11 protein-coding genes are annotated in these 13,586 nt (G+C 72.1%); 8 read left to right on the plus strand and 3 right to left on the minus strand.

The window, feature by feature from the left end:
* Positions 1-4: 4 nt before the first annotated feature.
* The 3 genes from ABZ990_RS16825 to ABZ990_RS16835 all read left to right on the plus strand — a co-directional run bounded on the left by ABZ990_RS16825 (position 5) and on the right by ABZ990_RS16835 (position 3,560).
* On the plus strand, positions 5-937 hold the full coding sequence (locus ABZ990_RS16825; RefSeq protein WP_361231496.1) for a hypothetical protein: 933 nt from the start codon (positions 5-7) through the stop codon (positions 935-937).
* Positions 934-2,082 carry a hypothetical protein gene (locus ABZ990_RS16830; protein ID WP_361231498.1) on the plus strand — a complete coding sequence of 383 codons (1,149 nt, stop codon included), beginning with the start codon at positions 934-936 and terminating at the stop codon, positions 2,080-2,082. Before ABZ990_RS16825 ends, ABZ990_RS16830 begins: the two co-directional genes overlap by 4 nt.
* A 62-nt stretch (positions 2,083-2,144) precedes the next feature.
* Positions 2,145-3,560: a hypothetical protein gene (locus ABZ990_RS16835; protein ID WP_361231521.1), complete on the plus strand. Its 1,416-nt coding sequence runs from the start codon at positions 2,145-2,147 to the stop codon at positions 3,558-3,560.
* A 124-nt stretch (positions 3,561-3,684) separates the two neighbouring features.
* Here the strand turns inward: ABZ990_RS16835 and ABZ990_RS16840 are convergent, their stop codons facing one another.
* The gene (locus tag ABZ990_RS16840) at positions 3,685-5,205 is read right to left on the minus strand and encodes an oligopeptide:H+ symporter (protein ID WP_361231500.1); all 1,521 of its coding nucleotides are present in this window, start codon (positions 5,203-5,205) and stop codon (positions 3,685-3,687) included.
* Positions 5,206-5,633: 428 nt separating this feature from the next.
* Between ABZ990_RS16840 and ABZ990_RS16845 the strand changes: the two genes are divergently transcribed.
* Positions 5,634-6,311: a response regulator transcription factor gene (locus tag ABZ990_RS16845; protein ID WP_361231502.1), complete on the plus strand. Its 678-nt coding sequence runs from the start codon at positions 5,634-5,636 to the stop codon at positions 6,309-6,311.
* Between the two features lie 201 nt (positions 6,312-6,512).
* Positions 6,513-7,784 carry an ATP-binding protein gene (locus tag ABZ990_RS16850; RefSeq protein WP_361231504.1) on the plus strand — a complete coding sequence of 424 codons (1,272 nt, stop codon included), beginning with the start codon at positions 6,513-6,515 and terminating at the stop codon, positions 7,782-7,784.
* A 75-nt stretch (positions 7,785-7,859) separates the two neighbouring features.
* Here the strand turns inward: ABZ990_RS16850 and ABZ990_RS16855 are convergent, their stop codons facing one another.
* A complete protein-coding gene (locus tag ABZ990_RS16855; protein ID WP_361231506.1) occupies positions 7,860-8,441 on the minus strand; it encodes a GtrA family protein in 582 nt (193 codons plus the stop codon).
* 411 nt (positions 8,442-8,852) lie between these two features.
* Here ABZ990_RS16855 and ABZ990_RS16860 point away from each other — a divergent pair, with 411 nt between their 5' ends.
* From ABZ990_RS16860 to ABZ990_RS16870, 3 genes are read left to right on the plus strand one after another with little or no spacing between them, the layout of a single operon-like run.
* Positions 8,853-9,971 (plus strand): 5-(carboxyamino)imidazole ribonucleotide synthase, encoded by a 1,119-nt coding sequence (locus ABZ990_RS16860; protein WP_361231523.1) that lies wholly within the window; start codon positions 8,853-8,855, stop codon positions 9,969-9,971.
* A gap of 34 nt (positions 9,972-10,005) precedes the next feature.
* Positions 10,006-10,503, plus strand: coding sequence for a 5-(carboxyamino)imidazole ribonucleotide mutase (gene purE / locus ABZ990_RS16865; RefSeq protein WP_361231525.1), 498 nt, complete (start codon positions 10,006-10,008; stop codon positions 10,501-10,503).
* Positions 10,500-11,810 (plus strand): dipeptidase, encoded by a 1,311-nt coding sequence (locus tag ABZ990_RS16870; protein WP_361231508.1) that lies wholly within the window; start codon positions 10,500-10,502, stop codon positions 11,808-11,810. Before purE ends, ABZ990_RS16870 begins: the two co-directional genes overlap by 4 nt.
* A 187-nt stretch (positions 11,811-11,997) precedes the next feature.
* Here the strand turns inward: ABZ990_RS16870 and ABZ990_RS16875 are convergent, their stop codons facing one another.
* The gene (locus ABZ990_RS16875) at positions 11,998-13,338 is read right to left on the minus strand and encodes a UDP-glucose/GDP-mannose dehydrogenase family protein (RefSeq protein ID WP_361231510.1); all 1,341 of its coding nucleotides are present in this window, start codon (positions 13,336-13,338) and stop codon (positions 11,998-12,000) included.
* Positions 13,339-13,586 lie beyond the last annotated feature (248 nt).

Here is a 13,586-nt window from a genome sequence, read left to right on the forward strand (position 1 = left end):
GGCGGTGCGGGAGTTACGGGCGTTACGAGGGGTACGGGCGGCGCGGGCCGCGCGGTACGGGCTCGCGGCCCTCGCGCTTCCCGCCCTCCTCGCCGCCGCCCCCGCCCCCGCACCTGCCAGGACCCCCGCCCCCGCCGACTGGAGCGCCGGGCCCGCCGCCGGCCGGCCGTACGTCTATCTGGAAGGCGCCGCCGGGAGCGTCGTGACCGACACCCTGTCCGTCACCAACCCCACCACCCGCCCACTCACCGTCCGGCTCACCGGCGGGGCCGGGCAGACCGACGAGCCGGACGCCCTCTCTCTTGCCTTCGCCGCCCGCACCGTGACCGTCCCCGCCCGCACCCGTGCGGACGTGCCCTTCACCGTCACCGTCGGCGCGGGCACCCCGCCCGGCGACCACCGGGGCTCGATCCGGGCGACGGCCGGGGTACCGGCCCGTACCGCCGCCATCCCGCTCCACCTGCGGGTCGCCGGCCCGCGCCTGGCCGCGCTGACCATCGAGGACGTCCACGTCCAGCACCCCGGCGGCTCTGGCAGCTCCGGGATCGTGCGCTACACCCTGGTCAACCGGGGCAGCACCACCCTCGCACCGCGCCTCGCCGCCCGCGCCGAAGGCGTCCTCGGCACCGTCCTCGACCGGCCCGAACGCCCACTCCCGCTCACCCTGCGCCCCGGCGAGCGCGTCACCCGCACCGAACCGTGGCCCGATCCGCCCGCGCTCGACGCGGTCACCGTCCACCTGACGGCCACCGCCCCGGGCGCCCCGCCCGCGACCGCCCGCGCGGCCGCCACCTTCACCTCCGCGCCGGGCCTCGCCGCCGCGACGGCCGTCCTCCTCGCGGGGGCGGGCGCGGTCGCGTACGCCACCAGGCCCGCGCTACGGATGTGGACACGGATACGGACACGAACACGGATGCGGATACGGGGGAGACGATGACCCGCGCACGGCCCACGGCGCCGTGCGCGGCGCTCCGGCTCGCCCTGTCCGCCGTCCTGCCCCTCCTGCTGGCGGCCCTCACCGCCCTCACCGCCGTCGCCCTCCCCGTCGCGCTCGCGCCGCCCGCCTCAGCCTCAGCCTCAGCCTTTGCCACCCGAGCCGTCCGGGCCGCCGAGCCGCCCGCCGTCGTGCTGTCGCGGAAGGAGGGCGGCAAGGGCGGCACCCTGACCGTCAGCGGCTCCGGCTGGCGGCCCGGCGCGCTGCTCATGCTGCTGATCTGCGGCCAGGGCGCGCCCGGCACGGGCGTCATCGGCGGCACCAACTCCTGTGCCAACGCCGACGGCCGGGCCGTCACCGTCGACACCCGGGGCGCCTTCAGCATGCGGCTGCCGGTCGCCGAACCGCCCAAGCCCTGCCCGTGCGTGGTCCATGTCGCCGCCGTCACCGCCCCCCAAGGCCCCGGAGGTACGGACACGGTGGACGTGGCATTCACCGTCGCCGGGCACCCGACCGCCCCGCTGCCCGCCGCCGGCGGTGACGGCCGGCTCGCGGTCCTCACCACCGCGCGGCTCGAAGGCTCCGGCGGAGTCCTCGTGTGGTTCGGCGCGCCCGCCCGCCGGAACGTGGTCGTGACCCTCGGCAACCTCGGCCAGAGCGCCGTCAAGGACCCCGTCTTCGAGGTCGGCACCCGGCATGGGGTCCTCTCGCCGGGCTACGAGGAACAGCAGTGGCACGGCACGATCGCACCCGGCCGGAAAGCCTTGGTGAAACTGCCCGTCGAACTGCCGGCCGGCGCCCACGGCGACTACCGGGTCTCCGTCAGGTACGGCGGAAAGGTGCTGGTCGAGCAGCCGTGGACGGTCGGACGGCCCTGGGGCGTGACGCTGTTCTGGCTACTGCTCGCGCTCGTCGTCCCGGCGGCCCTGTTCCGTATCGGCATGGCGATCGTCGACCGGGTCCGCCCCCCGGACGACCGTGCCCCGGCCCTGTCCCGTACCCCGGCCTCATCCCGTACCCCCGCCACCATCACGCCCGCGCCCGCCCGCGCGCCCGCGTCCACGGACGCGCCGACCGCGGGCCTGCCGTGGTTCACCCCCGACTCCGCACCGTCAGACAACAGCCCGACGACGAAGGGACGGTCGTGAGGACGACACGTACGACGACACGTACGACGAGACGGAGGATCGGCGCGGCCGGTGTCGCGATGATGCTCGGCGGCGCGGGGATCCTGCTGGCCGCCGGCCCCGCCGCCGCGGCGGAGGTCTCGTACCCGACCGAGTGCGTCCCGCCCGCCGTCTCCGGCCTGCCACCCGTCGAGGGGACCACCTCGGTACGGCTCACCGCGCCCGCCGAGGCCACGGTCGGCGACGAGGTGGAGGTGGTGTGGACGACGGTCGCCGCCGCCTCCAAGAACCCCGACTTCCTCGACCTGGAGAAGGACACGGTCCAGCCCAGCGGAGTGGTCAGGCTGGGCGGCGCGGCGAGCGGCACGCTCACGATGACCGGCCCCCGCGAGAACCCGCCGATCCCGAAGAACAGCCCGATGATCCTCTCCGTCATGAAGGGCACGCTGAAGCCGACCGAGGCGGGCGAGATCACGCTGACGCCGGACGCGTACACGATCAACGTCTCCAAGCCCCTGCCGACCGACACGAAGTGCAGCCCGAAGGCGCCGGTCGCGCCCGCCGCCACGATCAAGGTGTCGGCGGGCGGAGGAACGACCACGTCGGGCGGGACGACGGCATCAGGCGGTACGACGACCTCGGGTGGCACGGCCGGTGGCGGCGGTACGGCGGCCTCGGGAGGTACGTCCTCCTCGGGAGGCGCATCCGGCTCCTCAGGCGGCACATCCGGTACGTCCGGCACATCCGGTACGACATCGAGCACCGGCGGCTCCAGCGGCTCGACCGGCACCAGTACCAGCGGCTCGGGCGGCTCCAGCGGCGGTTCCGGTGGCGGCCGGACCGACTTCCCCGGCACGGAGGTCGCGGTGAGTTTCGCCTGCCAGGCCCCCGGCCCCTCCTCCATCACCTCCAAGGTGACGATCGGCGCCAAGAAGAACGGCGGCTCCTACGCCCTCACCGTCAAGACCGCCAAGGGCGTCATGGACAGCCCCGCCGCCCTGCCCAAGGGCGCCCTCAAGCCCTCCATGGACGTACGGCTCGGGGGCGCCGACTCCGGCTCGGTGAAGGTCACCGGGCCCGGCAACCCGGAGCCGCTGGAGGCGGGCAAGCCGGTCGACCTGACCGACATGACCGGGACGTACACCCCGGGCGCGACCGGCCGGACCACCCTGGCGCCCGGGAAGCTGACCATCAGCGTCTCGCTGGGCGGCACGCCGATCGTGATCCCGTGCGAGGTCAAGGGCTCGGCCGGGGCGTCGCTGACCCTGGACACCGAGAAACAGGCCGGAGGCGCCTCCGGCGGCACCACGAGCGGCACGAGCGGTACGGGCGGTACCTCCGGCGCCACGGGCGGATCCGGCTCCACCGGCGGCGGCCTCGCCGAGACCGGCGCCGCCGATCACGGCACCCTGCGCGCGCTCGCGCTCGTCGCGGGCACGGTGATCCTCCTCGGCGGCGCGGTGTTCACCTTCACCCCGTGGGCGCGGCTGCGCCGCTGACGTACCCAGGAGAGAGAAAGGGAAAGACGGCTCAGCAGGGGAAAACGACGGAGGGCCGCCGCACCGATACGGTGCGGCGGCCCTCCGTGTGCCGTTCAGGCGAGGAGCAGAGGCGCGAGGTGCGTCAGTGGACGGTGCCCATGAGCGCCTGGACCTTCTTGCGGTACATGTAGATCGCGAAACCGGCCGCGACGGCGAGCGACGCTTCCATCGCGATCATTCCGGTGCCGTTCAGGTCCACACCGGCCAGCGAGAGCAGACCCGTGGTGCAGTCACCGGCGGTGACGGCGAGGAACCAGACACCCATCATCTGGGAGGCGTACTTCTTCGGCGCCATCTTCGTGGTGACGGAGAGGCCGACCGGGGAGAGGCACAGCTCACCGATGGTCTGGATCATGTAGATCGAGACGAGCCAGAGCGGGGAGACCTTGGTGCCGTCGCCGGCCATGTTCATCGGGACGATGAAGATGAAGAAGGAGGCGCCGACCAGGACCAGACCCATCGTGAACTTCACGATGGTGTTCGGCTCCTGGTTCTTGCGGGCCAGCCACAGCCACAGCCAGGCGAAGACCGGCGCGAGGCTCATCACGAACAGCGGGTTCAGCGACTGGTACCAGGTGGCCGGGAAGCCCAGGCCGAAGACGGTGCCGGTGGTCTTGCTGTCGGCGAACAGCGACAGGGTGGAACCACCCTGGTCGTAGATCATCCAGAAGATGGCGGCGGCGACGAAGAACCAGATGTAGCCGGTCATCTTCGACTGCTCGGACTTGTCGAGGTCCTTGTCCCGCTTGATGCGGACCAGGACGGCGACCGGGATCAGCAGACCGGCGAGGGTGATCGGGACGAGCGCCCAGTTCAGCGTGTAGACGCCCATGCCGACGATGACGCCGTAGAAGGCGGCGGCGGCGACCACGACGACGGCGACCTTGACCAGCATGCTGTTGCGCTCGGCGGCGCTCAGCGGGTTCGGGACGACCGAGCTCTTCTCGCTCAGGTGCTTCGTGCCGAAGAGGAACTGGATCAGACCGATACCCATGCCCGCCGCGGCGAGCAGGAAGCCGAGGTGCCAGTTGACCTTCTCGCCGACGGTGCCGACGACGAACGGTGCGATGAAGGCACCCAGGTTGATGCCGATGTAGAAGAGGGTGAAGCCACCGTCACGGCGCGGGTCGTCCGGGCCGTCGTAGAGGTGGCCGACCATCGTCGAGATGTTGGCCTTGAGCAGACCGGAACCGGCGGCGACGAGCGCGAGACCGACGAAGAACGCGGCCTGGCCCGGCAGGGCCAGCGAGCCGTGACCGGCCATGATGACGAAACCGGCGATGGCGACCGTCTTACGGGCACCCCAGACGCGGTCACCGAACCAGCCACCGGGCATGGCCATGAGGTAGACCATCGACACGTAGACCGAGTAGATCGCCACAGCCGTGGCGCCGGTCATGGCGAGTCCACCGTCCTGGCTGCCCCGGGCGGCGTCGGCGCCTCCGGAGACCAGGTACAGGACGAGAAGGGCCCGCATGCCGTAGTAGGAGAAGCGCTCCCACATCTCGGTCATGAAGAGGGTGGCCAGGCCGCGAGGGTGGCCGAAGAAGGTCTTCTCGGAACCAGGGGTTCCGGTGGAAGCCTTCGCCAGGCTGGACGCCATGTCGATCCTTGCTCTGTCGGGACGCGTGCTTCGTGAGCGGGGTGCGCCCGGTGGGGGAGGCCGGCACCGGCGGGAGAGCGGTCGCGCTCCACCGGGATCCACGCCCTCGCGACGCCTCATCGCGCCCAAGGACCCGGCCCACAGGTCATTCACTGTTCTCAAGCCCGCCGACGGCGGCCTTGTGCAGAAAGAGACCCTTGGCTCGCAACACGGCCAAAGGTCCCCGATTACCGCAACTGAACTCAGGCCACCATACGACACGACAGTGCCGGATAAGGAAGGACTTGAGAGATGGATCACAGGGTCCGAGGGAACCGCCGACCTGCAATCGAAGGTGTTCGTCACCCTACGGGCCAAGATCCACAGGGCCCCTTCCGGCCCTCGGGATCACGCCCCGGCAGAGGCGCCGCGCGGACTACCATCACCTCATGACCCGTGTACTGCTCGCCGAGGACGACGCCTCCATTTCGGAACCGCTGGCCCGCGCCCTGCGGCGCGAGGGATACGAGGTCGAAGTGCGGGAGGACGGTCCCACCGCTCTCGACGCCGGACTTCAGGGCGGGATCGATCTGGTCGTGCTCGACCTCGGACTGCCCGGCATGGACGGCCTGGAGGTGGCCCGGCGGCTGCGCGCTGAGGGGCACACGGTGCCGATCCTCGTGCTCACCGCCCGCGCCGACGAGGTCGACACCGTCGTGGGACTCGACGCCGGCGCCGACGACTACGTGACCAAGCCCTTCCGCCTCGCCGAACTCCTCGCCCGCGTAAGGGCGCTGCTCCGGCGTGGCGCCACCGAGCCGGCCGCCGCGCCCACCACCCACGGTGTGCGGATCGACGTCGAGTCGCACCGCGCGTGGATGGGTGACGAGGAACTCCAGCTCACGGCCAAGGAGTTCGACCTGCTGCGCGTCCTGGTCCGGGACGCGGGCCGGGTGGTCACCCGCGACCAGTTGATGCGCGAGGTCTGGGACACCACGTGGTGGTCGTCCACCAAGACCCTCGACATGCACATCTCCTGGCTCCGTAAGAAGCTCGGCGACGACGCGGCCAACCCGCGCTACATCGCCACGGTCCGGGGCGTCGGCTTCCGTTTCGAGAAGAATTAGAGGAACGGAAGGGGCCGGGGGACCGAAGCCCCCGGCTCCGGGACGGAGCGGGGCGCGGGCACGCCTACGGGCGCGACAGCGCCCGGTGCGCCCGGTGCGCCCGGTGCGCCCGGGATGTCCGAGCCTCCCGCCCGAGGCACCCGAGCCGCCCGCCCCGCCCCGGAACGACAGACAGAACGAGAGAACTGGGTACGTGACCAGGTGCGCCGCCGTCTGATCAACTCCACGCTCGCCGTGGTGCTCGTCGTCATCGCCGTCTTCGGCGGATCGCTCGTGTTCGTCGAGTCACGCACGATCACCGCGGGCGCCCAGGAGAGCGTGGACTCCGAGGCCCTGCGGATCGTGTCGATCGTCGACAGCCGGCTGATCGGCGGCGAACCGGTCACCCCCGCCATCCTGGCGGACCAGAGCGGCGCCAAGCGGTACGCCCATGTCTCCATCCCCGGCCGCGACCCGATCGAGCTGGGCGCCCGCCCGGACGGCGGGGTCGTCCGAGGCCACGCCGAGGGCGAGCGCGGCGAGGTCGTGGTGGTCGAGGAGCCCCGCTCCACGATCACCGCCGAGGTCGTCCGCACCTCCCTGACCACGGGCGGAGTGGCGCTGCTGTGCGTCGTGGCGGCCGTGCTCCTCGCCGTGCGCCAGGCCAACCGGCTCGCCTCCCCGCTCACCGACCTCGCCGAGACCGCCGAACGCCTCGGCTCCGGCGACCCCCGCCCCCGCCACAAGCGGTACGGGGTGCCCGAGCTGGACCGGGTCGCCGACGTCCTGGACGCCTCCGCCGAACGCATCGCGCGGATGCTCACCGCCGAGCGCCGGCTCGCCGCCGACGCCTCCCATCAGCTCCGTACGCCCCTCACAGCGCTCTCCATGCGCCTGGAGGAGGTCGCGGTGGCCGACGACCTGGAGACGGTCCGGGAGGAGGCCACGATCGCGCTCACGCAGGTCGAGCGGCTCACGGACGTGGTGGAACGGCTGCTGACCAACGCGCGCGACCCGCGCACCGGCTCCGCCGTCGCCTTCGACCTCGACGAGGTCGTCAAGCAGCAGATCGAGGAGTGGCGGCCCGCCTACCGCAGCGCGGGCCGGGCCATCGTGCACTCCGGCAAGCAGGGCATGCGGGCCGTCGCCACCCCGGGCGCGGTCGCCCAGGTGCTCGCCGCGCTGATCGAGAACTCGCTCATGCACGGTGGCGGCACGGTCGCGCTGCGCACCCGGGTCACCGGCAACCAGTCCGTGATCGAGGTCACCGACGAGGGCGCGGGCGTCCCCGCCGACCTCGGGGCGCGGATCTTCGAGCGGGCGGTCAGCGGACGCAGCTCCACGGGCATCGGGCTCGCGGTCGCCCGGGACCTCGCGGAGGCGGACGGTGGCCGGCTGGAACTGCTCCAGCAGCAGCCGCCGGTCTTCGCGCTCTTCCTGAGCCGCGAGGTGCGCGGCCGTACGGAACCGGAGCCGGAGCGCCCGGTCCGGTAGGCGGGCCCCGGAGGTCTGGAGGACCGGGAGGCCCGGGAGGCCCGCAGGCTGCGGGCAGGGGCTGCTCGGACCCGCTCAGACCCGGTCGGGCTGCTTGCGGGTGTCGCGGGTGGCCTGGCGCGGGGTCTTCTCCAGCAGCGCCTCGGCACTCCGTACGGCCGTCCCGGACGCGGACGCCGCCCCCGCTCCCGCCCCGGACGGCTTCCCCGCCCCGGACGACTCCACCGGCATCGCCTTGAAGACCCAGCTGCGGTACGACCAGAAGCGGAACAGCGTTCCGACGCCGATGCCGAAGAACTTGAAGAAGTTGCTCTGCAACGGGGTGTCCCAGCCCGCGCCGTACGTCGCCGCGTACAGGACACCGTTCTCGATGACCATGCCGATCGCGCTGAACACCAGGAACAGCGTCATCTCACGGGTACGGCCGGACTTGTCGCAATCGCGGTACGTGAAGTAGCGGAACCCCACGTAGTTGCAGAGGATGGCCACGACGGTGGCGATCAGACTGGCCCGCACCACCGGCAGGTCGGAGAAGTGCCGCACCAGGTTGAAGACGCCCATGTTGACCAGGACGCCGACACCGCCGACCAGGCCGAACTTGGCGACCTCGCGGGCGAGGCGCTCGATCCGCGGACGCAGTGTGCCGGGTTCACTCATCGTGATGGCTCTCTGTCCTGTCCGTTCGGGAGTGCTTCGAAAGCGCTTCGGGGCTTCGGGGGCCTGGGCCTGGGGCCAGGGCAGGGGGACTGCGCGGAGCCTTCGGGGGCGCACCGGGGGCGCGCGGAAGAAGGCATTGACCACGCCATGCTAACCACCCGTACGGCCGCCCGCCCCCCTTGCTCGCGATCCGCGCCCGCGCGCTCGCGATCCGTGTCCGGTCCCGGTCCGAGTCCCGCCCCGAGCCTGGCCCGAGTCACGCCCCAAGCACGCCCCAGACGCGTCTGAGTCCCGCCCGAGCCGGCGCCCGATCCCGCCCCCGAACCCCGGCCCGCTGTCGCAAAACACAGCCGGACGAGTGGCCGGAACTTGTGCGGATACCCTAAGAGGGTGACGTTCCCGGTAGTCGGCATGGTCGGTGGCGGGCAGCTCGCCCGTATGACCCACGAGGCGGGCATCCCCCTCGGCCTGAAGTTCAAGCTCCTCAGTGACACCCCGCAGGACTCGGCGGCCCAGGTGGTGAGCGAGGTCGTCATCGGCGACTATCGCGACCTGGACACGCTGCGCGAGTTCGCGCGGGGCTGTGACGTGATCACCTTCGACCACGAGCACGTGCCCGCAGAGCACCTCGCGGCCCTGGAGGCGGACGGCGTCGTCGTCCGGCCCGGCCGCGCGGCCCTCGCGCACGCCCAGGACAAGGGGGTGATGCGGGCCAGGCTCGACGAGATCGGCGCCCCGAGCCCACGCCACCGCCTCGTGGCCGACCCGGCCGACGCGGCGGCCTTCGCCGCCGAGGGCGACGGATTCCCGATCATCCTCAAGACCGTGCGCGGCGGGTACGACGGCAAGGGCGTGTGGTTCGTCCGTACGCCCGAGGACGCCGAGGACGCGTTCCGCGCCGGCGTCCCCGTCCTCGCCGAGGAGAAGGTCGACTTCGCGCGCGAGCTCGCCGCGAACATCGTCCGCTCCCCGCACGGCCAGGCCGTGGCGTACCCGGTCGTCGAGTCCCGTCAGGTCGACGGCGTCTGCGACACCGTGATCGCCCCCGCGCCCGGGCTCTCCGAGGAGCTGTCCGGCCAGGCGCAGGAACTGGCGCTGCGCATCGCCAAGGAACTCGACGTCGTCGGCCACCTCGCCGTCGAACTCTTCGAGACCCGCGACGGCCGCATCCTCGTCAACGAGCTGGCCATGCGTCCGCACAACTCCGGTCACTGGACCCAGGACGGTGCGATCACCTCGCAGTTCGCCAACCACGTCCGCGCCGTGCTCGACCTCCCGCTGGGCGACCCGCGCCCGCGCGCGCGGTGGACCGTGATGAGCAACGTGCTCGGCGGCGACTTCCCGGACATGTACTCCGCGTACCTGCACTGCATGGCCCGCGACCCGCAGCTCAAGATCCACATGTACGGCAAGGACGTGAAGCCCGGCCGCAAGGTCGGTCACGTCAACACCTACGGCGACGACCTGGACGACGTGCTGGAGCGCGCCCGTCACGCCGCCGACTACCTGCGAGGGACGATCGTTGAGTAACACGCCCGCCGGACACCCGCTCGTCGGCATCGTCATGGGCTCCGACTCGGACTGGCCCGTGATGGAAGCCGCGGCCGAGGCCCTCGACGAGTTCGAGATTTCGTACGAGGTCGACGTCGTCTCCGCGCACCGGATGCCGCGCGAGATGATCGCGTACGGCGAGGAGGCCGCCGGACGCGGTCTCAAGGCGGTCATCGCGGGCGCCGGCGGCGCGGCCCACCTGCCGGGCATGCTCGCCTCGGTCACCCCGCTGCCCGTCATCGGCGTACCCGTGCCGCTGAAGTACCTCGACGGCATGGACTCGCTGCTCTCCATCGTGCAGATGCCGGCCGGTGTCCCGGTCGCCACCGTCTCGGTCGGCGGCGCCCGCAACGCGGGCCTGCTCGCCGCCCGGATGCTCGCCGCGCACGACCCGGCGCTCCAGGAGCGGATGCGGGAGTTCCAGCAGAAGCTCAACGACCAGGCGACGGAGAAGGGCAAGCGGCTCCGTCAGAAGGTCGAGGGCTCGGCGTCCTTCGGGTTCGCCCGATGAGCGCGGCGGACGGCGCGGGCGCGGCTGACCCGACCGGCACCCAGGACTCTGCGGGTACGCAGGGCACCCAGGGCGCTGCCGGCACCCAGGGCGCGCAGAGTGCTCCCGGCGTGAGCGAGGCGGCGTCCGCCCGGCTCGCCGAGGCGCTGGAACTCCTCGCCGAGGCCCCGGTCGTCGACGGTCACAACGACCTCCCCTGGGCACTGCGCGAGCACTGCGGCTACGACCTCGACAAGCTCGACGTCTCCGGCGACCAGCGCGGTGTGCTCCACACCGACCTCGCCCGGCTGCGGGCCGGCGGCGTCGGCGCCCAGTTCTGGTCGGTGTACGTACCGGGCCGGCTCGCCGGCGACCACGCCGTCAGCGCCACCCTGGAGCAGATCGACGCCGTCGACCAGCTCCTCGCCCGCTACGGTTCCGAGCTGGCGCCCGCGCTGACCGCCGACGACATGGAAGCGGCCCGCGCCGAAGGCCGGATCGCCTCCCTGAAGGGCGCCGAGGGCGGTCACTCGATCGACAACTCCCTCGCCACCCTGCGTGCCCTGCACGCGCTGGGCGTCCGCTACATGACGCTCACCCACAACGAGAACAACGACTGGGCGGACTCGGCCACCGACACGCCCCGGCACGGCGGGCTCACCCCGTTCGGCCGCGAGGTCGTCCGCGAGATGAACCGCACCGGCATGCTGGTCGACCTCTCGCACGTCGCCGCGACGACGATGCGCGACGCGCTCGACACCTCGGCCGCGCCGGTGATCTTCTCGCACTCCTCGTCGCGCGCGGTCTGCGACCACCCGCGCAACATCCCGGACGACGTCCTGGAGCGGCTGCCCGGCAACGGGGGCGTGGCGATGGCGACCTTCGTACCGAAGTTCATCCTGCCCGCCGCCGTGGAGTGGACGGCCCGCGCGGACGCCAACATGCGCGCCCACGGGCTGCACCACCTGGCCACCACGCCGGACGCGATGGCGGTCCACCGCGCCTTCGAGGCGGAGAACCCGCGCCCGATCGCGACGGCGGCCACGGTCGCCGATCACCTCGACCACATGCGCGAGGTCGCCGGCATCGACCACATCGGCATCGGCGGCGACTTCGACGGCACCGCCTTCACCCCGGCGGGCCTCGACGACGTCGCGGGCTACCCGAACCTGATCGCGGAACTCCTCACCCGCGGCTGGTCGCCGGCCGACCTGGCCAAGCTGACCTGGTCCAACGCGGTCCGCGTACTGCGCGACGCGGAGGCCGTGGCCCGCGACCGGCAGAGCAGGACGAGCCCGTCGGTGGCGACGATCGCGTCGATGGCCTGAGGCGTCTCCCGGCGCCGGTGACAGGCGCGTAGACGCGGTGGTGCGTAGACGGCTGAGGGGCCCGGTCCCGTACGGATATCCGTACGGGACCGGGCCCCTCACTCGTCAGTGGACGCGGCGGATCAGGCAGCCGGCAGCCGACAGCCGGCACCGGCAGACCCGACAAGCCAGGCCGTCATTCAGCAGGTCAGGCGGTCGGGCGCCCCATCGCGCGGTACGTCCAGCCGGCCTCGCGCCAGCGGGCCGGGTCGAGGGCGTTGCGTCCGTCGAGGATGACCGGCGAGGCGACGACGCCGGCCAGCTCGGCCGGGTCGAGCGTGTCGCGGAACTCGCGCCACTCGGTGAGGTGCAGCACCACGTCCGCGCCGCGCACGGCGTCGATTGCCGAGTCCGCGTAGCCGAGGGTGGGGAAGACCCGGCGGGCGTTGGCCATGCCCTTCGGGTCGTAGACGGTGACCTGGCCGCCCTGGAGGTGGATCTGACCGGCCACGTTCAGGGCCGGCGAGTCGCGGACGTCGTCCGAGTCGGGCTTGAAGGTCGCGCCGAGCACGGCGACCCGCTTGCCGAGGAAGCCGCCGCCGAGCGCCTCGCGCGCCATCTCCACCATGGACGCGCGGCGCCGCATGTTGATGGAGTCGATCTCGCGCAGGAAGGTCAGCGCCTGGTCGGCGCCCAGCTCGCCCGCGCGGGCCATGAAGGCGCGGATGTCCTTGGGCAGACAGCCGCCGCCGAAGCCGATGCCGGCCCGCAGGAACTTCGAGCCGATCCGCTCGTCGTGCCCGATCGCCTCCGCGAGCTTGGCCACGTCGCCGCCGCCCGCCTCGCAGACCTCCGCCATCGCGTTGATGAAGGAGATCTTGGTGGCGAGGAAGGAGTTGGCCGCGGCCTTGACCAGCTCGGCGGTCGGGTAGTCGGTGAGTACGAGCGGCGAGCCCTCGGCCAGCGGCGTCGCGTACACCTCGCGCAGCACCTTCACGGCCCGCTCGCCGGCCGCGTCCTCGGGCACGCCGACGACGATGCGGTCCGGGTGCAGGGTGTCCTGCACGGCGAAGCCCTCGCGCAGGAATTCCGGGTTCCAGGCCAGCGCGACCCCCTCGGGCAGCAGCCCGCCGAGCCGCTGGGCCGAGCCGACCGGCACGGTCGACTTGCCGACCACCAGGGCGTCGCCGCGGACGACCGAGGCGAGGGAGGTGAAGGCGGAGTTGGCGTACGACATGTCGCAGGCGTACTCGCCGTGCTTCTGCGGCGTGTTCACGCACACGAAGTGGACGTCGCCGTCGAAGGCCGCCAGATCGTCCCAGGAGGTGGTGAAGCGCAGCCGGCCGGTGGATCCCTCGATCGTGTCGACGTGGCGGGCGAGGAGTTCCTCCAGGCCCGGCTCGTACATCGGGACGCGACCCGCGGCGAGCATCTCGATCTTCTCGGGGGCGACGTCGAGGCCGAGGACCTCGAAGCCCAGCTCCGCCATGGCCGCGGCGTGGGTGGCGCCGAGGTAGCCGGTGCCGATCACGGTGATCTTGAGGGCCATGCGAACTCCAGTGAGGTCGGGCGGAATGCCTGCCCGAGCATAGTCGGGGCCGCGCGGAACCCTGGATCGGGACCTGATCTCGCCCTACCATGCGGGTTACTTAGTGGTAGTTAACAAGCCTGGGAGAGTGTGACGGTGGCGGGATCCGCTGATTTCGACCTGTATCGCCTGTCCGAGGAGCACGAGATGCTCCGGGAGACGGTCCGCTCGCTGGCGGAGGCGAAGATCGCTCCGTTCGCCGCCGCGGT

The sequence above is a fragment of the Streptomyces sp. NPDC046203 genome (assembly GCF_040646255.1).
Lineage (GTDB): Bacteria > Actinomycetota > Actinomycetes > Streptomycetales > Streptomycetaceae > Streptomyces.

Bases quoted from the DNA above. Each gene is read 5' to 3' on its own strand.
- ABZ990_RS16830 (WP_361231498.1), top strand. From the start codon at position 934: ATGACCCGCGCACGGCCCACGGCGCCGTGCGCGGCGCTCCGGCTCGCC.
- ABZ990_RS16835 (WP_361231521.1), top strand. From the start codon at position 2,145: ATGCTCGGCGGCGCGGGGATCCTGCTGGCCGCCGGCCCCGCCGCCGCG.
- ABZ990_RS16840 (WP_361231500.1), bottom strand. From the start codon at position 5,205: ATGGCGTCCAGCCTGGCGAAGGCTTCCACCGGAACCCCTGGTTCCGAG.
- ABZ990_RS16845 (WP_361231502.1), top strand. From the start codon at position 5,634: ATGACCCGTGTACTGCTCGCCGAGGACGACGCCTCCATTTCGGAACCG.
- ABZ990_RS16855 (WP_361231506.1), bottom strand. From the start codon at position 8,441: ATGAGTGAACCCGGCACACTGCGTCCGCGGATCGAGCGCCTCGCCCGC.
- ABZ990_RS16860 (WP_361231523.1), top strand. From the start codon at position 8,853: ATGGTCGGTGGCGGGCAGCTCGCCCGTATGACCCACGAGGCGGGCATC.
- purE (WP_361231525.1), top strand. From the start codon at position 10,006: ATGGGCTCCGACTCGGACTGGCCCGTGATGGAAGCCGCGGCCGAGGCC.
- ABZ990_RS16870 (WP_361231508.1), top strand. From the start codon at position 10,500: ATGAGCGCGGCGGACGGCGCGGGCGCGGCTGACCCGACCGGCACCCAG.
- ABZ990_RS16875 (WP_361231510.1), bottom strand. From the start codon at position 13,338: ATGGCCCTCAAGATCACCGTGATCGGCACCGGCTACCTCGGCGCCACC.